18 protein-coding genes are annotated in these 20,137 nt (G+C 67.5%); 10 read left to right on the forward strand and 8 right to left on the reverse strand.

Annotated features, from left to right (window positions below; genetic code table 11):
* The 4 genes from WBV89_RS21045 to WBV89_RS21060 form a co-directional block, all read right to left on the reverse strand.
* Window positions 1–916, reverse strand: a 916-nt coding sequence (locus tag WBV89_RS21045) for a cytochrome P450 (protein WP_423983289.1), incomplete at its 3' end; no start/stop codon positions are given.
* Window positions 917–956: 40 nt separating this feature from the next.
* Window positions 957–2,744, reverse strand: coding sequence for an acyclic terpene utilization AtuA family protein (locus tag WBV89_RS21050; protein ID WP_423983290.1), 1,788 nt, complete (start codon window positions 2,742–2,744; stop codon window positions 957–959).
* Complete coding sequence (locus WBV89_RS21055; protein WP_423983291.1) at window positions 2,741–4,843, reverse strand: acetyl/propionyl/methylcrotonyl-CoA carboxylase subunit alpha; 2,103 nt, start codon at window positions 4,841–4,843, stop codon at window positions 2,741–2,743. Before WBV89_RS21055 ends, WBV89_RS21050 begins: the two co-directional genes overlap by 4 nt.
* Before the next feature lie 41 nt (window positions 4,844–4,884).
* On the reverse strand, window positions 4,885–6,489 hold the full coding sequence (locus tag WBV89_RS21060) for an acyl-CoA carboxylase subunit beta (RefSeq protein WP_423983292.1): 1,605 nt from the start codon (window positions 6,487–6,489) through the stop codon (window positions 4,885–4,887).
* A gap of 71 nt (window positions 6,490–6,560) precedes the next feature.
* Between WBV89_RS21060 and WBV89_RS21065 the strand changes: the two genes are divergently transcribed.
* Complete coding sequence (locus WBV89_RS21065) at window positions 6,561–7,373, forward strand: TIGR03084 family metal-binding protein (RefSeq protein WP_423983293.1); 813 nt, start codon at window positions 6,561–6,563, stop codon at window positions 7,371–7,373.
* A gap of 15 nt (window positions 7,374–7,388) precedes the next feature.
* Here WBV89_RS21065 and WBV89_RS21070 read toward each other — a convergent pair whose 3' ends face one another.
* Entirely contained in the window at window positions 7,389–8,366 is a 978-nt protein-coding gene (locus tag WBV89_RS21070) for an IS30 family transposase (RefSeq protein WP_423983294.1), read from the reverse strand.
* Window positions 8,367–8,546: 180 nt separating this feature from the next.
* On the opposite strand from WBV89_RS21070, the gene WBV89_RS21075 reads away from it, so the two are divergent.
* Window positions 8,547–9,233: a histidine phosphatase family protein gene (locus WBV89_RS21075; RefSeq protein WP_423983295.1), complete on the forward strand. Its 687-nt coding sequence runs from the start codon at window positions 8,547–8,549 to the stop codon at window positions 9,231–9,233.
* Between the two features lie 113 nt (window positions 9,234–9,346).
* Here WBV89_RS21075 and WBV89_RS21080 read toward each other — a convergent pair whose 3' ends face one another.
* A complete protein-coding gene (locus WBV89_RS21080) occupies window positions 9,347–9,817 on the reverse strand; it encodes an NUDIX domain-containing protein (protein WP_423983296.1) in 471 nt (156 codons plus the stop codon).
* Window positions 9,818–9,952: 135 nt separating this feature from the next.
* Here WBV89_RS21080 and WBV89_RS21085 point away from each other — a divergent pair, with 135 nt between their 5' ends.
* The 6 genes from WBV89_RS21085 (at window position 9,953) to WBV89_RS21110 (ending at window position 16,813) form a co-directional block, all read left to right on the forward strand.
* Window positions 9,953–11,437 (forward strand): mycothione reductase, encoded by a 1,485-nt coding sequence (locus WBV89_RS21085; protein ID WP_423983297.1) that lies wholly within the window; start codon window positions 9,953–9,955, stop codon window positions 11,435–11,437.
* Between the two features lie 20 nt (window positions 11,438–11,457).
* Window positions 11,458–12,651: an aminotransferase class V-fold PLP-dependent enzyme gene (locus WBV89_RS21090; RefSeq protein ID WP_423983298.1), complete on the forward strand. Its 1,194-nt coding sequence runs from the start codon at window positions 11,458–11,460 to the stop codon at window positions 12,649–12,651.
* A 74-nt stretch (window positions 12,652–12,725) separates the two neighbouring features.
* Window positions 12,726–13,283: a DUF1697 domain-containing protein gene (locus WBV89_RS21095; RefSeq protein WP_423983299.1), complete on the forward strand. Its 558-nt coding sequence runs from the start codon at window positions 12,726–12,728 to the stop codon at window positions 13,281–13,283.
* Between the two features lie 81 nt (window positions 13,284–13,364).
* A complete protein-coding gene (locus tag WBV89_RS21100; RefSeq protein WP_423983300.1) occupies window positions 13,365–14,687 on the forward strand; it encodes a D-arabinono-1,4-lactone oxidase in 1,323 nt (440 codons plus the stop codon).
* Between the two features lie 46 nt (window positions 14,688–14,733).
* Window positions 14,734–16,272, forward strand: a complete 1,539-nt coding sequence (locus WBV89_RS21105; RefSeq protein ID WP_423983301.1) for an MFS transporter — start codon at window positions 14,734–14,736, stop codon at window positions 16,270–16,272.
* A gap of 1 nt (window position 16,273) precedes the next feature.
* The gene (locus tag WBV89_RS21110; protein ID WP_423983302.1) at window positions 16,274–16,813 is read left to right on the forward strand and encodes a TetR/AcrR family transcriptional regulator; all 540 of its coding nucleotides are present in this window, start codon (window positions 16,274–16,276) and stop codon (window positions 16,811–16,813) included.
* Window positions 16,814–16,851: 38 nt separating this feature from the next.
* Here WBV89_RS21110 and WBV89_RS21115 read toward each other — a convergent pair whose 3' ends face one another.
* Together WBV89_RS21115 and WBV89_RS21120 are read right to left on the reverse strand one after the other, a co-directional pair.
* The gene (locus tag WBV89_RS21115; protein WP_423983303.1) at window positions 16,852–17,559 is read right to left on the reverse strand and encodes a trypsin-like peptidase domain-containing protein; all 708 of its coding nucleotides are present in this window, start codon (window positions 17,557–17,559) and stop codon (window positions 16,852–16,854) included.
* The gene (locus WBV89_RS21120) at window positions 17,556–18,587 is read right to left on the reverse strand and encodes a TIGR03617 family F420-dependent LLM class oxidoreductase (protein ID WP_423983304.1); all 1,032 of its coding nucleotides are present in this window, start codon (window positions 18,585–18,587) and stop codon (window positions 17,556–17,558) included. Before WBV89_RS21120 ends, WBV89_RS21115 begins: the two co-directional genes overlap by 4 nt.
* A 38-nt stretch (window positions 18,588–18,625) precedes the next feature.
* On the opposite strand from WBV89_RS21120, the gene WBV89_RS21125 reads away from it, so the two are divergent.
* Window positions 18,626–19,261 carry a hypothetical protein gene (locus WBV89_RS21125; RefSeq protein ID WP_423983305.1) on the forward strand — a complete coding sequence of 212 codons (636 nt, stop codon included), beginning with the start codon at window positions 18,626–18,628 and terminating at the stop codon, window positions 19,259–19,261.
* A gap of 76 nt (window positions 19,262–19,337) precedes the next feature.
* Window positions 19,338–20,129 (forward strand): maleylpyruvate isomerase N-terminal domain-containing protein, encoded by a 792-nt coding sequence (locus WBV89_RS21130; protein WP_423983306.1) that lies wholly within the window; start codon window positions 19,338–19,340, stop codon window positions 20,127–20,129.
* The last annotated feature ends 8 nt before the right edge of the window (window positions 20,130–20,137 follow it).

Genomic DNA, 20,137 nt, shown 5'->3' on the forward strand with positions numbered 1-20,137 from the left:
GTGCGGCGCCGATCAGGCCACGGATGCGCGATCCCGCCGGAATCGCCCGGCCGTACCAATCGACGTCGTGGTTGACGAACCGGTCCTCGGCGATCACGGGAGCGTCGCGACGCATCGTCTCGGAGAAGCAGGCGTCGAGGAACGACGTGTCGTCACGACACGCGGCGACGAGCTCCGGATCACGCAGCAGGTTCCACCACAGGTTGCCGATCGCCTTGTCGGTCGTTTCGCCGCCGGCGATGAAGAGCAGGCCGAGGAAGGCGATCACCTCGTCGGCGTCGAGGCGTCGTTCGTCGTGCTCGGCCCGACAGACGCGCGCGATCAGGTCGCGCCGATCGTCGCCGAACGGCTCTTCCATGTACGGCGCGATGTGGGCGGCGAACTCGTCGCGGGCGCGGATGCCGTCGGCTCGCGGTTCGGGTGCCGGTCCGAGTCCGGTCATGATCCGAGTCACCCAACTCCGGAACACCTCCTGGTCCGCGGTGCCGCCGAACCCGAGGAGGGCCACGATCACGTTGACGGGGAGGAATCGGCTGAAGTCGCGCACCAGATCGACGGTGCCACCACCGGGGAACGTGTGGATGAGTCGGTCGATCTCCCGGTCGACGACATCGGCGTACCCGTCGAGACGGTTCCCGACGAACTCGGGCGCGACCGCCGACCGTCGCCACACGTGCTCCGGGCCGTCCATCTGGATCAACGTCTCACCGAGCACCGCGCCGGTCGAACCGGCATAGGTCGAGATGCTGTAGGTCTCGTGTTCGCTCAGGATCGCCGCGACATCGGCGTAGCGCGACACGATCCAGACGTCCTGGCGGGGGTCGTGCACGATCGGGTGATCCTCACGCAGCTTTGCCCACGTCGGGGCGGGGTCGCGGAGGTACCGGTCGCTGTACAGCTCGTCGATGATGTCCATGCGTGCACTCCGAACGTAGCCCGGTGCGTCGCGATGACGCTCAGTCGAGGAGTGCGACCGGGATGTCGACCATGCGTGACCGCAGCCATTCGCCGACCGCCTTCGCCTGCGCGTCCTGGCGCGTCGACGCTGCGACGCCCTCCTGCAGCAGCCCGTGCACCACGAAGTTCAGCGACCAGATCTTCGGGAAGCGGAAGCGCTCGACCTCGAAACTCGCCACCTCGGGCAGCAGCTCGAACAGGCGGTCGGTGGTGAGGTGGTCGTCGAGCCATGCGAACGCGTCGGCGGAACGAACGAACACGCCGAGGTTGGCGTTGCCGCCCTTGTCGCCCGAACGTGCACCGACGATCGTGCCGAGCGGGACCCGTTCGGTGGGACCGGATGGAGCCGCTGCCGGCCGCACCACGGCGACCTCGACCGGCTCACCGGTCGGAGCCACCGAGTCGACCTGCGTCGTCGATCCACCGAGCACATGGACGTACTGGGGAACGAGCGCAGCGTCGATCTTGGCCGGTCGATACACGCCGAACGGACTCGCCGAGCTGGGCCCACCACCGAGTCCGTACATGCCCGGGATACTTGCGAGTCCAGTGTGCACGTTCGCGTCAGCGAACGCCCGACCGACCTTGCGCTCGTCGGCGTCCTTGACGGTCACCCGCCAGATCGCGGTGGCCTCCTCCTGCGTCGCCGGATCGGCCTTGTCGGTCCGGATCACGCGGCTGTCGATCGCATCGAAGTCATCGGGGCCGTAGGCACACGAGTCCCAGAACGCGCTCGCGGCGAGTTCGGCCTTGGCATCGATGTCGAGGCCGGTCAACGCCACGCTGAACGAGTTGCGAAAGCCGCCCATCTCGTTCATCGCGACCTTGAGTGTGGGGGGCGGCGCCTCGCCGGCCACGCCGCTGATCCTGACCCGATCGGTGTCGACCTGTTCGAGCTCGATCGAATCGAACCGAGCCGTGACATCGGGGCCGAGGTATCGGGGCCCGCCGATCTCGTAGAGGAGCTGGCTCGTGATCGTTCCGACCGTCACCGCTCCCCCGGTGCCGTCGTGCTTGCCGATCACCGACGAGCCGTCGGCGGCCACGTCGGCCCACGGGAATCCGAACCGCGCCCGGCCACCGATCTCGTCGCGACCGTCGATCTCGGTGAAGAAGGAGTAGTTCCCTCCCGTCGCCTGCGCGCTGCACTCGATCACGTGCCCGGCGACCACGCCGCCGGCCAGTTGGTCGAAGTCGTCGCGCTGCCACCCGTGGTGCCAGGCCGCAGGTCCGCAGACCACCGCAGCGTCGGTGACGCGACCGGTGATCACGATGTCCGCTCCGGCCGTCAGCGCATCGACGATGCCGAAGCAGCCGAGGTACGCGTTCGCGCTCAGGAACCGTGAGACGTCCCCCCAGCCATCGCTCTCCGGATCGTCCGGGTCGACGAACGGGCGAAGTGCTGCCGAATCGGTCAATTCGCCGATCCGTGGCAGCAGATCATCGCCGTCGACGTAGGCGATCGTCGGCGACAGACCCAGCTTCGCGGCCACCTCGTGGACGGCTTCCGCGCAGCCGTCCGGGTCGAGTCCACCCGCGTTCGACACCACCTTGATCCCACGGTCGAGGCACGTTCCCATCACATCTTCCATCTGGGAGACGAACGTGCGGGCGAAACCCTGCCCGGGTCGTTTGGCCTGGATCCGACTCAAGATCAGCATCGTCAACTCGGCGAGCCAATCGCCGGTCAGGACGTCGATCGGACCGCCCTCGACCATTTCGATGGCCCCCGACGGTCGATCGCCGAAGAAGCCCGAGCAGTTCGCGATGCGGATCGGATCGGTCATCGGTCGTCCGACTCGTCGTCGGAGTCATCGGTCTGGGCTTCGAGCGCGACCAGCAGATCACCCTGATCGACGCGCGATCCGACGCCGAAGTGCACCTCCGTGACCGTCGAAGCAACGGAGGCGGTGATCTTGTGTTCCATCTTCATCGCCTCGACGACCATCAGCACCGCACCGGCCGCGACCTCGTCGCCCGCTTCGACGTGCACCGCGATCACGGTGCCGGGGAGCGGACAGACAGGACCGCTGCCACCGGCCTCCGCGTCGTGGTCATCGAACCGTGGTCGTTGCGTCCACGCGAGCGAACCCGTCGCGCTGCGCGTGCGCACGACCGAGCCGACCGGAGCCGCGTCGATGTGCACCTCGACGATGCGACGGACACCGTCGACCTCGATCGCGACGCGTGATGGGGTCGATCCGACGGACCCCGTGACGGACAGCAGGCGGACGGCGACTCGCCGGCGTTCGTCGGCGGCCAGCGAACCATCGTCGAGCGGTTCGGGCCACGGACCCACGCGCACGTCGGCCGAATTGCCGCACACCACGTACTCGATCGCTTCATCCGTGTCCCCACCGTCGGCGGACCAGCGTTGACGCTGCCCCTGGGTGCGGAGGTTCCGCCATCCCGATGGTGCGAAACCGGTGACGGTGTCCTCGGATCGCGACCTCCGCTCGGTCGCGAACACCGCGGCGAGCAGGAGCGCGAGTCGGTCGTCGCCCGTCGGGCCGGTGGACGCGACCACGTCGGGGTGCTCATCGAGATATGTCGTCGGTGTCCGCGCATCGAGGTAGTCGTTCTCGCCGAGGATCTCGATCAAGGTGGCCAGGTTCGTGGCCACGCCGGTGATCTCCGAGGCGCGCAGTTGACGACGCAGTGTGGCAGCCGCCTCGGCACGACTGGTGCCGTGGGCGATCACCTTGGCGAGCATCGAGTCGTACGCCGACGACACCTCCGCGCCGTCACGGAATCCGGTGTCGACGCGCACCAGGTCGGCGTTGCGTGCACCGATCGAGAACGACGTGATCGTGCCCGTCGACGGAAGCCATCCGGCGGCGGGGTCCTCGGCGACCAGGCGGACCTCGATCGCATGCCCTCGCGGCGTGATCGCAGACTGGTCGAACGGCAACGGCTCGCCGGCGGCCACCCGGAGCTGCAGCTCCACGAGGTCGACGCCGGTCACCGCTTCGGTGACGGGGTGCTCGACCTGCAGGCGGGTGTTGACCTCGAGGAAGTTGATTGATTCGGCTCGACCCGCCTCGTCGACGAGGAACTCGACCGTGCCGGCACCCTCGTACCCGACCGACTGCGCCAGGGCGACCGCCCCCTCGCAGATCGCAGCTCGGGTCTCGGGCGTGATCCCGGCGGACGGCGACTCCTCGACGATCTTCTGATTGCGGCGCTGGATCGAACACTCGCGTTCACCCAGATGCACGACGTTGCCGTGCGCATCACCGATCACTTGGACCTCGACGTGGCGGGCCCGTTCGATGAAAGGTTCGACGAAGACCGTGCCGTCGCCGAACGACGACAGTGCCTCGCGAGAACCGGCCGCCACGGCATCGGCGAGCTCGTCGACGCTGCGCACGACCCGCATCCCTCGACCGCCACCACCGGCGGCAGCCTTGACGAGCGCGGGCATCGGAATCCCCTCGGGGATCTCGACCGCACCGTCGTCGCCGACACCGATCTCGAACAGCGGTGCGGTCGGGACGCCCGACTCGATCGCCAGCTTCTTCGCGGCCACCTTGTCCCCGAGCAGGCGGATCTGCTCGGGTGTGGGACCGACCCAGTTCAATCCGGCGGCGGCCACCTGCTCGGCGACGTCCGCGTTCTCGGCGAGGAACCCGTACCCGGGGTGGATCGCCTCGCATCCGTGTTCGATCGCGATCGCGATGATCGCGTCGGCACGCAGATACGACTCCGCTGGTGTGGTGCCGCCGAGCGCAACGGCGACGTCGACCGCGTCGACATGGAGCGCATCGGCGTCCGGTTCGGAGTACACGCCAACGGTCGAGATGCCGAGCCGGTGCGCGGTGCGCGCGATGCGCACGGCGATCTCGCCGCGGTTCGCGATCAGCAGGCGGGTGATCGTCCGCGACATCGACTCGGGTGCTGTCGCTACGGAATTCGTCGGGACCGACATCAGTGCCTCCACACGCCGTACTCGGTGGCGCCCTGCACCACGTTGCTGTGCGCTGCGGACAAGGCCATGCCCATCACCGTGCGCGAATCACCGGGATGGATGATCCCGTCGTCCCACAATCGTCCGGTGGAATAGAGCGCGGTCGATTCGCCCTCGATCTGCGCCTCGAGGGCGGAGGTCTGGGCGAGCAGCGCCTCCTCGTCGACCTCGGCCCCGCGGCCTGCGGCAGAGTTCCTCGCGATGATGTCCATCACCCCGGCGAGCTGCTTGGGGCCCATCACCGCGATCCGGTGGTTGGGCCAGGTGAAGATGAAGCGCGGGTCGTAGGACTTGCCCGCCATGCCGTAGTTGCCGGCGCCGTAGCTGGCGCCGACCATCAGGTTGAAGTGGGGAACCTCCGAGTTCGACACGGCGTTGATCATCTTCGCTCCGTTGCGGATGATCCCTCCCTGCTCGGCTTTCGAGCCGACCATGAAGCCGGTGATGTTGTGCAGAAACACGATCGGCACCGACATCTTGTTGCACAGCTGGATGAACTGTGCGCCCTTCTTCGCCTCCTCGGAGAAGAGGATCCCGTTGTTCCCGATCACACCGACCGGGAAACCGTGGATCGATGCCCAGCCGCAGACGAGCTTGTCGCCGATCAACGCCTTGAACTCCTCGAACCGGCTGCCGTCGAGCAGGCGGGTGTACACCTCGCGGATGTCGAACGGGATACGGACATCGGCCGACGCACATCCGAGCAGCTCCGCCGGGTCGTACAGCGGGTCGTCGGCGGGCTCGGTCGCACCGGGCCCGAGTTTCTTCCACTGCAGGTGGCGCACGATCTGACGGATGATCCGCAGGGCGTCCATCTCGTCCTGGGCGAGGTAGTCGGACAGCCCGGATGTGCGCGAATGCATGTCGGCTCCGCCGAGCGTCTCCTCGTCGACGATCTCGTCGATCGCCATCTTCACCAGTGGTGGTCCGCCGAGGTATGCCGTGCCGGCCTCCTTGACGAAGACGGTGTAATCGCTCATGCCCGGCGTATAGGCGCCGCCGGCGGTGTTCGGACCGAACGCCGCCGTGATCGTCGGGATCCCGGCCTTCGACAAGCGGGTGAGCGCCTTGAAGCTCGCCCCTCCCTGGATGAACAGGTCGGCCTGGCGGGGCAGGTCGGCACCAGCGGACTCGTTGAGGTTGATCAACGGCAACCGGTTCTCACGGGCGATCTCGTGGAACCGCTGGCCCTTTTTCCACGTGGTCGGGTTCGCCGCTCCCCCCTTGACGCTCATGTCGGTGCCGGTGATCGCACACTCGACGCCCTCGATGACGCCGATCCCCTGAACCACTCCGACACCGACCGGATCCTGGGTGCCCCACGCGGCGAGCGCGGACAGCTCGAGGAACGGAGTGTCCGGGTCGATCAGCGCCTCGATCCGCTCTCGGACGAGCATCTTGCCGCGCTTGCGGTGCCGGTCGACGTAGCGCTGTCCCCCGATCGTCGGGACCGTGTCCATGACGGCCGCGACCTCGTCCCACATCGACTGCATCTCGGCCAGATTCCGGCGGTAGTCGTCGGATGCGGTGTCCAGCTTCGAGCGAAGCGGTGTTCCGATGCTCATGGCGCCGACCGTAGTGCGCCAACCCTCACCGATCCTGAGCGAGTCCCGACCGGGACGTAGTGTCGAGCCCCATGACGACCGCCACTCCCAGCGTTTCCAGCGTGCGTGCCGATCTGATCGCCGAGCAGGACGCACTCGACTCGATCGTGGCTGAACTCGACGACGAGCAATGGGCCCTGCCGACGCCGAGCGATCGGTGGTCGGTCGCGGACCAGATCGGCCATCTCGCCTACTTCGACGAGAGCGCCTCATGGGCGATCGCCGACGAGCAACGATTCCGCAGCTCGCTGGCGGATCTCGCGCCCGTGCTGTCGGGTGAGCTCGACGAGGCCGGGATCGACGACGTCACGCTCGGGGACTTCCGGGCGATGACACCCGCGGAGCTGCTCGTCGCCTGGCGGGAGAATCGACGCGAACTCGCGGAAACGTCGGCCGGGCTCGCCGACGACGCACGAGTCATCTGGTACGGCCCGTCGATGGGGGCCAGATCGTTCCTCACTGCGCGGCTGATGGAGTGCTGGGCACACGGCCAGCACATCGTCGACACCGTCGGTGTCGAGCGTGAGTCGACCGACCGGCTCCAACACATCGCACAGCTGGGGTTCATCACCCGGAAGTGGACCTACATCAACCGCGGAGCCGATGCCCCCACGAGTCCGGTCCGCGTCGAACTCGACGCGCCATCCGGCACGACGTGGTCGTTCGGACCCGAGGACGCCGAGCAGTCGGTCGTCGGCCCCGCCGCCGATTTCTGCCTCGTCGTCACCCAGTGTCGCCACGTGGACTCGACCGATCTCTTCGTCACGGGCGACGACGCGCACGACTGGATGACCAAGGCCCAAGCGTTCGCCGGCGCTGCCACGACCGGCCCCGCCGTTACGTGACGGGTCTGGGTCGGTTCAGGGGGTCGGTGCGCTGAGGCGATCGTAGACGGTGTTGGCGGTGTCCCATCCCAGTGAGCGGCGTGGGGTGGTGTTGATGCGGTGTTCGATCCAGCGGCGGCGATGGTTGCTGATGTTGTTGAGGTCGGTGCCTTTGCCGACGTAGCGGCGAACGAAGGCGTTGCCGTTTTCGTTGGTTGGTCGCTGCCACGGCGAGTTCTTGTCCGCGATGTAAACCTTGATCCCGCATGCCTTTTCGAGATCGCGGTGGCGGGCGAGTTCGGAGCCCTGGTCCCAGGTGAGGGTGCGTCGCTGCCTGGCAGGGACCGACAACAGTGTTCTCACGAGAGCGGCATGGACCGCGTTGGCTGACTTGTTGGCCACCCCGACGAGCCAGAGCCGCCGGCTCGCCCGATCGAAGATCGTGATCATTGCTGAACGGTTGTACGCACCGGTGATCAGGTCACCCTCGAAATGACCGGCCTCGACTCGCTCGAACGCGATCGCTGGTCGCTCACTGATTGGACGGAACCCCTGCAGCGAGTGGGCGAGGGGCCGTTGAGTGTTGCGGTGTTTGCGTTTCCGGCGACGCAGATGCAGACCGGTGCGGGCGCCAGCATCCAGACCGCGACGCTGATAGATCGCTTGATAGATGCACTCGTGGCTGATCAACGCCGTCATGCCATGGATGCCACGCTCGAGTTCGATCGCGATCGTCATCGGCGAATCACGCAACGCCAACCGTTGAGCCACATAGCCAGCCAGGGCGGGGTCGGCCTCGAGCCGGGACTGCTTCGGACGCCTCCGTGACCGGCACGCTCGACGATCAGCAGCCACCACCGAATACTTCTCCGGGCCGCCGTGGCGGGCGATCTCGCGTCGAACCGTCGACGGATCACGCCCCAACTCCCGAGCGGTCTCGATCGCGGACCGGCCAGCAGCAATCCCGACCGCGATCACCTCGCGCTCTTCCAACGACAACGCTCGCCCTGACATGATGAGACCTCCACCGGTTGGTGCTTCTGTGATTCGCAGCGGGAATCATCTCCCGTTTCACACACCAACCGGTGGAACCCCAACTACTCAGCTACGGCGTCCACCCCCTGAACCCACCCAGACCCCAGTTGACACGCTTCGAGATGAGTGTCCGCAGACGGGTTGTGCGATGCTCGACGGATGACCGATCCGATTGCCCGACCGACTCGACTCGTGCTCATCCGGCACGGTGAATCCGCGTCGAACGCCGGGGGCTGGCTGTCGGGGCAGGACTCCTGCGGCGGTCTCACCGAACTCGGCGTGGCCCAGGCCGAGGCGCTGCGCGATCGGCTGTCGGCGGACCCGGAACTCCGTCCCGATCGTGTGGTCGTGTCGACGATGCGCCGCGCGGTCCACACCGCCGAGATCGCCGCTGACCCGACCGGGGTCGAGGTCGAGCAGTTCGCCGACCTGATGGAGCGGACGTCCGGGGAGGCCGAGGGCTTGACGATCGCCGAGTACACCGATCGGTACGGCAAGCCACCGTGGACCGACTGGTCCAACCCGTTGTCTCCCGGGGGAGAGTCGGGCTCCGAGTTCGCCGGTCGGGTCAGCTCGGCACTCGACCGGGTCGCGGCCGAGGGTCGCGGTCGCACCACCTGGGTCGTGTGCCACGGCGGGGTGATCATGGTGACGGCGATCGGTCGGTGGCCGGGGAGCGCAGGGAACGGGATGACCGATCTGACGACGATCCCGCTCGCCAGCCCGATGAACTCGTCGATCAACGAGTGGATGGTCGGCCCCGACGGCGATTGGAGAATGATGCGCTTCAACGATCACACCCACCTCGTCGGCGTGAGCAACGGCGACGCCCCCGCACCGATCTGACCCCCCGGACCCGGATCCCTCGAAACCTCGCGTTGTCGTGAACTGTTCGCGCAGGGAGCGCCGGAAGAGTTCACGAGATGCCCGGCCGTGGGGTGGGCGTGGGGCGGGGTGGGTCAGTCGCGGTCGATGATCGTGCGGAGGTGGGGCCACGCGGCGGTGAAGCCGGCGTGCGTGGGGAGCGCGTCGATCTCGTCGGGGCTGAACCAACCGACCGCGTCGGTCTCGAAGTTGATCGAGCTGCCGAAGCGATTCTCGACCAACACGACGACGGTCGTGTATGCCCAGTCGGCCGACGGGTTGAACACGTACTCACCGAGCAGGATCGGCTCGCCCGGAATGGCGCCGATCTCCTCGGTCGCCTCGCGCATCGCTCCGTCGTAGGGCAGCTCACCCTGGTCGAGCGCACCACCGGCGCACGACCACGTGCCGCCCTCGTGAGCCATCGCGGAACGCTTCTGGAGCATCACGCGTGGTCCCTCGGGTTCGCGGACGACGAACACGACGCCCGCAGCACCGAAGATGCCCCAGCGCACGTGCCCATCTGCACAGCGGATGAACCCGTCGCCGCTTCGTCGTTCGAACACGCCTTCCACTGTGGCCGATCCGCGGGCTCGACACCAATCGGCCGGACGTGAACGATCGACCGGATCGGACGCTCTCGCGACCGGCTCGCCGCGATGCTGGGAAGGAATCTCTCCGGGTTGCGGTTGGATGGCGGTGTGACGAATTCTGCAGACAGCACCGAGACCTTCGATCTGATCATCGTCGGGTCGGGTTCGGGGAACTCGATTCCGGACTTCCTCGGCGACTGGAAGATCGCGATCGTCGAGCGGGGAACGTTCGGCGGCACCTGTCTCAACGTCGGGTGCATCCCGTCGAAGATGTTCGTGCTCCCGGCGGACCGAGCGATCGAGGCGCAGGAGTCGGCGAAGCTCGGAGTCGACACGCAATTCAACGGTGCCGACTGGGGTGCGATCCGCGACCGGGTGTTCGGCCGGATCGACCCGATCTCCGCCGGCGGCCGTGACTACCGTGCGAACGGCACACCGAACGTCACCCTGATCGAGGGCACCGCTCGATTCATCTCGCCGAAGGAGCTCGACGTCCACGGACGCACGATCACCGCGCCGAACATCCTGGTCGCGGCCGGTGCTCGCCCGGTCACGCCACCGATCGCCGGGCTCGTCGAAACGGGCTTCCACACGTCCGATTCGATCATGCGCCTCGACCGACTGCCCGAACGTCTCGGGATCATCGGCGGCGGGTTCATCGCCGTCGAGATGGGCCACGTGTTCTCCGGCCTCGGCTCGCACGTCACCGTGATGAATCGCTCGAACGGACTGCTGCGCGGTTTCGACGGCGACATCGCCCGTCGGTTCACCGAGCTCTTCTCGGAGCGGGTGGAACTCCGACTCGGACACGTTCCGTCGCAGGTGTCGCGCCTCGACGACGGCCGGATCCAACTGACGGTGGGTGGTGAGAAGGTGGTCGTCGACGAACTCCTCGTCGCGACGGGTCGCGAGCCGAACAGTGATCTCCTCGACGTGGACGCGGCCGGACTCGACTGCCACCATCACGGCACGTTGGTGGTCGACGACACGATGGCGACCAACGTCGAGGGCATCTGGGCGATCGGCGACATCGCCAACGGCTACCAGCTCAAGCATCTCGCAAACGCGGAAGCGACGGTGGCGTTCTGGAACATCGCCCACCCCGACGACATCCGCCACCAGAGCTACAAGGCGGTACCCGGCGCGGTCTTCTCGCACCCTCAGGTCGCATCGGTGGGGATGACCGAAGAGCAGGCGGTCGAGGCGGGGCTCCCGATCAGCGTCGGTCGTCGGGACTACGCCGGTACGGCCTACGGGTGGGCGTTGGCCGACGAGTCCTCGTTCGCCAAGGTGATCGTCAACACCGAGACCGGCATGTTCCTCGGAGCGCACATCATCGGGCCGCAGGCGGCGACCCTGATCCAACCGATCATCCAGGCGATGGAACTCGACACGCCCGCCGAGAAGGTCGCACGAGGTGTGTTCTACATTCATCCCGCACTCACCGAGGTGGTCGAGAACGCCATCCTCGAAGCACTCGTCGAGACGGATCCCGAACGCGTCGCGCCCGCATCGGCCGAGGACTTCCAACCGACCGCGACCGACGCCGAGATGGCCCCTGGACTCGCGACGGCGACGTCCCCGGACGCGTGACCGCGGCGAACGACTCGCCGGTGGCCGGGACGTTCGGTGATGACGAGATCACCGCGATCCGCGCCGCGACACCCGGGTGCACCGACGACCTGATCCACCTGAATCACGCCGGATCGTCGCTGCCGCCCCAACGGGTGCTCGACATCCAGATCGCGCATCTCCGTCGAGAGGCGGCGATCGGCGGGTACGAAGCTGCCGCCGAAGCCGCTGACCGGTCGGCCGCTGTGTACGACTCGATCGCCGCGCTGATCGGGAGCCGCCCGTCCGAGATCGCCCGGATGGAGCACGCGACCGCGGCGTGGAACGCGGCGTTCTGGTCGATTCCGATGGAGCGCGGTCAACGCATCGTCACGCACGACCACGACTACGGAGCCAACCGGATCGCGTTCCTCCGCGCGCGGGAAGTGCACGGCGTCGAGATCGAACGGATCCCGAGCGATGCGGACGGGCAGATCGACATCGATCGCCTTGCGGGTGCGCTGTCCCGTCCGAGCGAGGTCGCCGTGGTGTCACTGGCGTGGATTCCGACGAGTGGTGGACTCGTCAACCCCGCCGCCGAGGTCGGTTCCCTGACGCGCGATGCCGGGGTTCCGTTCCTGCTCGACGCATGTCAGGCGGTCGGACAGCTCGAGATCGACGTCGAAGCGATTGGTTGCGACTTCCTCTCGGCCTCGGGCCGCAAGTTCCTCCGCGGACCGCGCGGCACTGGATTCCTCTACGCACGCGACGCGATTCTCGATCGGGTCACGCCGTCGCAACCCGATCATCACGGCGCCGACTGGGTCGCGCTCGACCGGTACGAGTTCGTGGACGGTGCTCGGCGCTTCGAGTACTGGGAACACGATCACGCGGCATGGCTGGGACTGGGAGCGGCCGTCGACGACGCGAACGAACTCGGCATCGCTCGGATTCACGCGACGATCGACGAACGCGCCGAGGAGCTGCGCGCACGCCTTCGCGATGTGGGCATGACCGTGCACGACCAGGGCGTCGAGCGGTGTGGCATCGTCACGACGACGCATCCGACGATCCCCGTAGGTGAACTCCGCGAGCGGCTCGCCACCGGTTCGATCCATGCATCGCTGACGAATCCCGGTTCAGCGCGCGCCGACCTGGAGGCGCGGGGTCTCGGCTCGCTGCTGCGACTGTCGGTGCACTGCACGACGACGTCGGACGAAATCGACCGCACCCTCGCCGTCCTCCGCATACTCTGACCCGGCAGAGCCGGCACACGTCTCTGCCCCGGGTCACCGCCCCTCCCGGTCGGTCCGCCACGTACCATTCGGCCATGCCTGTGGTCCTGCTTCGCGGCATCAACGTCGGTGGCCACCGCAAGGTGCCGATGGCCGAGTTGCGCGCCGGACTCGCGGAGGTCGGGTTCGGTTCGGTTCGGACGTACATCCAGTCGGGCAACGTCGTCGTCACGGGCGGCCCGAACGACGATCGCGATATCGAGCGTCTGATGAGCACTCTGCTCGCGGAGCGCTTCGACCTCGACGACGTGTCGGTGATGTCGATGACGAGTGAACGGCTGAAGGCGGCTCGCGGCGCGTCGAAACGGGAATTCCCCGATGAAGGGACGGACCCGAAGGATCACGCCCGCCGAACCCACATCGTGTTCCTCGATGCCGTACCGGCACCGGATCGGCGGACGGCGCTCGACCCCGACGACTTCTCGCCCGATCGTTTCGTCCTCGACCTCCACGACGACGTCGCCGAACTGCACGTCAGCTACGCGAGCGGGGCGGGGACATCGAGGCTGACGCTCGACCGCATCGAGCGCGCCCTCGGCGTCCGGGGCACCGGCCGCAACCTGAACACCGTCACTCGCCTCCTCGAGATGTGACCCGCCGGACAACGGGTGCCAGGCACCAGTTGTCCGACTCGCCAACGGGTGTCAGGCACCCGATGACAGTACGGTTCGAGTGTGGGCGTTTCGACGAAGAACTGGGCCGGAAATCAACGTTGTCTGCCGCAGGGTGTGCACACCCCGACGACGACGGCCGAGGTCGCAGCGATCGTACGCACCGCAGCCGGTGCCGGCGAACGGGTGAAGGTGATCGGCGGAGCGCATTCGTTCACCGACATCGCGATGACCGACGGCAACCTGCTCTCGCTCGACGGGATGAACCGGGTTCTCGGTGGCGGCGGTCCCGATGGCCTCGATGTCACGGTGCAGGCGGGCATCAGGCTCTACGACCTCAACGACGAGCTGGCAGCACGGGGTCTCGCGATGCCGAACCTCGGCGATATCGACCAACAGTCGATCGCGGGGGCGATCGCGACCGCCACCCACGGAACGGGCGCCGGGTTGGGCAACCTCGCGACGACCGTGGTCGGGATGGAGATCGTGACCGGCGATGGCTCGGTGCGGCGGACCGACGAGCACGACGACTCGGACCTGCTGAGCGTCGCTCGGGTCGGTCTCGGCGCCCTCGGGATCGTCACCGAGGTCACGCTGCGGTGCGTCCCGACCTTCAACCTGCACGCCGTCGAGACCATCGAGCCGCTCGCGGCCGTGACGGCGAACTTCGATCAGGTCATGCACGGGGCCGACCACGTCGAGTTCTTCTGGATGCCGGGCGCGCGTCGGTGTCAGGTGAAGCGGAACACGCGCACCGATCGCCCGGCGGAACCGCAGTCGAAGATGGCGTACATCCGCGACAAGTGGATCGCCGAGAACCTCGCGTTCGGCACGGTCTGTCGAGTCGGTCGCCGGTATCCCAAGGCGGCACCGCGGATTGCGAAGCTGATCACGTCGGCGGCATCCGAGCGCGAGCTGATCGATCGGAGCGATCGCATCTTCAGCAGCCCTCGCCACGTGCGCTTCGTCGAGATGGAGTACGGCATTCCACTCGATGCCGTTCCGGAAGCGATCGAACGCGTCGGCGCGCTGGTCTCGTCCCTGCCGTTTCCCCCGCTCTTCCCGATCGAGGTCCGGGTGTCGGCGGCCGATGACATTCCGCTCTCGACGGCGAACGGGAGGCCATCGGGTTGGATCGCTGTTCACCAGTACATCGGCACGCCGTACGAGTCGTACTTCCAGGGCGTCGAGTCGATCATGGACGACTACGACGGTCGGCCACACTGGGGCAAGTTGCACTTCCAGACGGCCGCCACACTGTCGGGTCGCTATCCCGAGTGGCAACGGTTCCAGAACGTGCGAGCGCGGCTCGACCCGATGGGAACCTTCGCCAATGCCTACACCGACCGGGTGCTGGGACCGGTGAACGACACCGCGATCGACTGACTCCATCCCCGAGTTACTTGACCGTCCAGTCGGTACAGTAACTCCAATGCAGCCACGGACAGATGCCGGGCGTCGTTGGTCGGCGCTGATGGTCCTCATTCTTCCGGTCCTGATCATTTCGATGGACGCCACGATCCTGGGATTCGCGGTTCCGTCGCTGAGCGAGACGCTGGGACCGACGAGTTCCCAGCTGCTGTGGATCGTCGACATCTACTCGTTCGTGCTGGCGGGGCTGTTGGTCACGATGGGCGCGCTCGGAGACCGGATCGGCCGGCGCAAGCTGCTGATGTTCGGGGCCGCAGGGTTCAGCGTCGCGTCGGTGCTGGCGGCGTTCTCGACGAGCCCCGAGATGCTGATCGCCTCGCGGGCGATGCTCGGTGTCGCCGGCGCGACCTTGATGCCGTCGACGCTCTCGCTGATCCGCAACGTGTTCCTCGACGAGCGTGAACGCCAGACCGCCATCGCCGTCTGGGCGGCCGCGTTCGCCGTCGGATCGGCGCTCGGACCGATCGTCGGTGGTTTCCTGCTCGAGCACTTCTGGTGGGGTTCGGTCTTCCTCGTCGGCGTTCCGGTCACGGCCACGCTGCTCCTCGTCGCACCACGACTGGTTCCCGAGTCGCGCGATCCCAAGCCGGGTGCCTTCGACGTGACGAGTGCCGCGCTGTCGCTCGTGACGATGCTCCCCATCGTGTACGCGATCAAGATCTTCGCCGAGCACGGACTCTCCACCGTCGTGGTGACGGCAGCGGTCATCGGCGCCGTGGCCGGCTTCGTGTTCGTCCGACGTCAGCAACGCATCTCCGATCCGATGGTGGACGTGTCGCTCTTCGCCGTCCCGCGGTTCCGGATGGCGGTGAGCGGCAACCTCATCGCTGCGTTCGGGTTCGCCGGCTCGCTGTTCTTCGTCACCCAGTACCTCCAGCTCGTCGTCGGCATGTCACCGCTGCGCGCCGGTCTGCAACTGCTTCCGGCCGCCGTCTCGTCGGTCACCTTCACGATGCTCGCCCCGGTCGTCGCGCGGCGGTTCGGGTCGTTCACCGTGATTGCCGCTGGACTCACCATGGGTGGCATCGGATTCGCGATGCTCACCCAGATCACGGCGGAAGGATCGGTCGCCCTGACCACCGCCGCGGTGATCGTGCTCAACGCGGGCCTCGGAGCGTCGATGACCGTCGCGCTCGACGGGATCCTCGCGGCGATTCCGGCGGAGCGTGCAGGTGCCGGGGCCTCGGTGTCCGAGACGGCGATCGAACTCGGCTTCGCGCTCGGGACCGCCGTGCTCGGCAGCATCGCTGCGGCCGTCTATCGAGGTGGTTTCGTGGCCATCGACGGCGTACCGAGCGAAGCCATCGAAGCATCGCGGGACACGTTGGGTGCAGCGATTGGCGTGGCTGACGATCTCGGTGGAGATGCCGGTGCCGCGCTGCGCGACGCGGCGGACACGGCGTTCGTCGACGGGTTCCATGCTGCTGCACTGACGGCATCGATCGCCTTGGTCATCGTTGCCCTCTGGGCTCTGCGGACGAGACGTCAGGACTCGGTGGTCGTCGAGCCGGCCAGCCTCAGCGTCGAGAGCGTGCGCTGACATGGCTCGTCCGACACAGCGCGAGGTGATCCTCGATGCGTTCCAGGACCTGATCGTCGACGTCGGTGCGGCGAACGTCACCCTCGAAGCTGCCGCTTCCCGTGCGGGCGTCTCCAAGGGCGGCCTGCTCTACCACTTTCCGTCGAAGTCGGATCTCTTCGCGGGCCTCGTCGATCGGCTCGCCGACGCGATCGACGACACCATCGCCGATGCGCCCGACGACCCGGCCGATGTCGTGCGCTGGTACATCGATGCCGCCACCGATGTCGTCGATGGTGAGAACACCCTCTGGCTCGCGTTGTTCGCCGCCACCGACGCGGTCGACGACGACGTGGCAGTGCTCCTCGGCGATCTGTTCGCCCGCTATTCGAGGCCGTTGGACGTGCTCCCACCACTCCTCGGCGAACATGTCCGGCTCGTGGGCGACGGGCTCTACTTCAACGCCCTCGTCGGCGGACCGATGCCCGCAGCCGAACACATCGCGCAGATCGCCGGCTCACTCGTGCGCGGCCTCTCGTCGTCTTCCGACCACTCCGACTGACCTCGGCCGCCAGCCTGGGGCAGCGGAGTGGACGGCTTTCAGCGCACACACGGTCCGGTCTCGACCGGGGTGAGCGCTGCGAGCCGGCCGGGTTCGCTGACGATGTCGGGGATGTCGATCGCCCATGCCCGCTCGCCGTTCTTCGTGCTGCGCGCCCAGATGATCCCGACGACCTGACCATCCACGACGACGGCTCCACCCGAGTCGCCGGGGTCGATCGCGGCGTCGACCTCGAAGCCCGATCGGGTGACCGACTCATCGAGGTAGATGTCGGTGGTGTCGATGTCGACGTGGCGCAGCACGTCGACATCGGTGAGCCGGGTGACGACCTCGCCGTCGACGAGGCGTGCAAACCCCACGACCCCCAGCGTTCCCGCCTCGACCCGTTCGTCGGCGATTCCGAGCGGGGCGCCGAGATCGGCGGGCGTGGACAGCACCGCGAGGTCGAGGTCGGGATCGAACAGGACGACGTCGACCGAGTGCGATTCGCCGTCCTGATCGATGACGCTCACTTCATCGGCCCCTGCCACCACGTGGGCGGCCGTCAGCGCGTGGGTGTCGTCGACGAGCGATGCGGTCCCGAAGGTCTCGCGCGGTCCGCACCCGTTCGCCCGAACGTCGAGCACCGCCTCGCGGATGGCCTCTCGGTCGTCGGGAGCGTCGGAGTGGGGCGAGGACGAGCAGGCGGCCGCGCTCCCGATCGCGATCGTGGCGACCGCGACCATCCCGAGGCAGCGTTGGGTCATGGCATCGCGGTGCGCGACGAGATTTCCTTGGCGACCGCGCCGTAGCGCTCCAACGTCTCCGCATCCGCAGTCCCGGCGCTGTACAGCACGAGTCGATCGGCGATGTCGGCGTAGGTGTCGATCAACCGATCCGCGAGGTCGTTCCAGTCGGCTTCGGTGCAGAACGCTGCGAGGTGATCGTCGGTGACCTCCGCGGCCATGCCGGCGAAGTCGCCCGCCTTCTGCTTCGACCGGATGCGCTCGGTCGTCCCCTCGAAACCGGCATCGTCCCAGATGAACGCATAGTTGGGGGTCGATCCGTAGAACGACAGCGAGGCGCGAGCGACTTCGCGCGCTGCGTCGCGCTGCTCGTCGGTGTCGCCGACGATCGTGGTGACCGGCACGATGACATCGGTGTCTCCGGCCGGTCGACCCGCGCGCCTCGCCCCCTCAGCGAGACACGGGATGACGTGGCGGCGGAGGTATCCGGGTTCACCGATCGGGTGGACGTGGACTCCGTCGGCGACCTCGCCCGCCATGGTCAGCATCCACGGATTGACGGCGGCGACGTCGACCTTTGGGTCGTGGACGACGAGCGGCCCCGGGCTCCACTGGCGGTTGAGGAAGGTCAACTCGTAGAAGTCGCCACGGTGATCGAGCGGCTCGCCACGAAAGCCGGCGAAGCACGCTTTGACCGCACGTACGTAGTCGCGCAGGCGTGGGCCAGGGTGTTCGAACTCGGCTCCGTAGCGCCGCACGACGTGGGTCCGGACCTGGGTTCCGAGGCCGAGCCGGAACCGTCCGCCGGTCAACTCGTGGAGTTCCCAGGCGTTCTGCGCCGTGATCATCGGACTGCGCGGAAAGGCGACGGCAACACCCGTCGACAGCTCGAGTCCCGGTGCCCCGAGCGCCGCGGCGGCTACCGCGGTGAACGCCGTGCGGCCACCTTCGGTGAGCAGCATCCCGTCGAATCCGGAGCGCTGTGCGCCCGCGGCTGCGGTGCCCATCTCGGCGAGCGGTTTCGGGAAGGTCATCGCATCGACGCGCACGATCGGACCGTACCGGACGGTGGATACCGTGCGAGGACGTGCACCCCTTGATGACGATGCTCGACGCGGCCGCGACCGGATCGTTTCCGCCGGTCGACGGCGAGGTCGAGGTGCTCGATCCCGGCGTCGACGGACATGCCGCGATCGTCGAGTTCACCGGTCACTCGATCGTGCTCGGCGACGTGCCGCTGTCGGAGCTGGTCGCGATGGGAGCCGACGGTTTCGGCGGTGCGAGCAGCCCCGAGATCAAACTGAGGCTCGCCGGTCCGGGTGGATGGGTCGGTTGCCAGGACGCGGTGCTCGTCGCGTCGGGACGCGAGGCGGCACCGGGGAGTGGTGTTCTGAGTGTGCGCACCGACCTCGACGACCATCCGCGGGTGGCCCGCTCGCGCGAGCACCGCGATGCGGTTGTCGTGCTCGGTGATGAGCGCGGCGTGGTCACGTTCGGCAACGGGCTCGTCGGCCGTCGAGAGCTGTCGGTCGAGTTGTTCGACGCCGAGCCGCGCAGTGCATCGGCGGGTCGGTCGTTGATCGAGGCAGCACTCGGACACGTCCCGCGTGCGGAGTTCGTGTGGGCACAGGTGTCGCCGGGAAACGCCGCGTCGCTGCGCGCGTTCCTCGCCTCGGGGTTCGTCCCGATCGGTGCCGAGACGTTGATCGTTCCGTCACGCTGATCGTTGACGCGGCGCGCTGATGGAGTCGACCGGGAGGGCGTCGGGCGCGTCGTGGTGGGTTCGCTACGGTCGCGACATGTCACAGCAGGCCATCACCGGACTCGAGGCCGAAATCGCCCGGGCGACCGAACTGTTCGCATCACTGAGCGCGGACGAATGGCAGGCGCAGTCCGGATGCGATGGTTGGCGCGTCCAGGATGTCGCCCAACACATGGCGGCGGTGTTCCAGCAGATCGCGGCGCCCGACACCATCGACGCGGGTGACAGTGGCAAGGCGGAGGTCGCCGCCGAGGTCCCGGTGCAGGATCGCAAGGACTGGTCGCCCGATCAGGTGATCGTCGCCTACGACGAGTGGTCGCAGAAGGGCGTTGCCGCGTTGAGCGCCTTGCAGCAGCCACCGATGGCCGAGACCGTCGTCCCCCTCGCCGATCTCGGCGAACATCCGATGCACCTGCTCGGGAATGCCATCGCCTTCGACCACTATTGCCATCTGCGCCACGACATCGGTGCCGCCGTCGTTCGCGCCGGAGCATTGCCGCACGACCCCGATGTTTTGGCACCGACGCTCGAGTGGATGCTCGCCGGGCTTCCGCAGATGTGTGCCGCAGAACTCGCCGGCGTCGCGGCACAGCCGGTCAACCTCGTGTTCGAGGGACCGGCCGCGAACACCTGGTGTCTGACACCGGGTGGCGGCGGCGGGGGATGGATCGTGGCGAACGGTGCCGACGACGACGCGCCGGTGGTGCGCACGACGGCGCACGATTTCGTCTCGTGGGGAACCAAGCGGGCCGATTGGCGTGACTCGACGACGGGTGACGTGACCAACCCGGCCGTGGCAGAGGTGCTCGACGCGATCAACATCATCTGACCACGCGT

Origin of the sequence: Ilumatobacter sp. (assembly GCF_049588435.1) — a bacterium.
Taxonomy (GTDB): domain Bacteria; phylum Actinomycetota; class Acidimicrobiia; order Acidimicrobiales; family Ilumatobacteraceae; genus Ilumatobacter_A.

What these genes read in the sequence shown, in the direction of transcription:
- WBV89_RS21050 (WP_423983290.1), bottom strand. Translation starts at nt 2,744, where the DNA reads ATGACCGATCCGATCCGCATCGCGAACTGCTCGGGCTTCTTCGGCGAT.
- WBV89_RS21055 (WP_423983291.1), bottom strand. Translation starts at nt 4,843, where the DNA reads ATGTCGCGGACGATCACCCGCCTGCTGATCGCGAACCGCGGCGAGATC.
- WBV89_RS21060 (WP_423983292.1), bottom strand. Translation starts at nt 6,489, where the DNA reads ATGAGCATCGGAACACCGCTTCGCTCGAAGCTGGACACCGCATCCGAC.
- WBV89_RS21065 (WP_423983293.1), top strand. Translation starts at nt 6,561, where the DNA reads ATGACGACCGCCACTCCCAGCGTTTCCAGCGTGCGTGCCGATCTGATC.
- WBV89_RS21070 (WP_423983294.1), bottom strand. Translation starts at nt 8,366, where the DNA reads ATGTCAGGGCGAGCGTTGTCGTTGGAAGAGCGCGAGGTGATCGCGGTC.
- WBV89_RS21075 (WP_423983295.1), top strand. Translation starts at nt 8,547, where the DNA reads ATGACCGATCCGATTGCCCGACCGACTCGACTCGTGCTCATCCGGCAC.
- WBV89_RS21095 (WP_423983299.1), top strand. Translation starts at nt 12,726, where the DNA reads ATGCCTGTGGTCCTGCTTCGCGGCATCAACGTCGGTGGCCACCGCAAG.
- WBV89_RS21105 (WP_423983301.1), top strand. Translation starts at nt 14,734, where the DNA reads ATGCAGCCACGGACAGATGCCGGGCGTCGTTGGTCGGCGCTGATGGTC.
- WBV89_RS21110 (WP_423983302.1), top strand. Translation starts at nt 16,274, where the DNA reads ATGGCTCGTCCGACACAGCGCGAGGTGATCCTCGATGCGTTCCAGGAC.
- WBV89_RS21115 (WP_423983303.1), bottom strand. Translation starts at nt 17,559, where the DNA reads ATGACCCAACGCTGCCTCGGGATGGTCGCGGTCGCCACGATCGCGATC.
- WBV89_RS21130 (WP_423983306.1), top strand. Translation starts at nt 19,338, where the DNA reads ATGTCACAGCAGGCCATCACCGGACTCGAGGCCGAAATCGCCCGGGCG.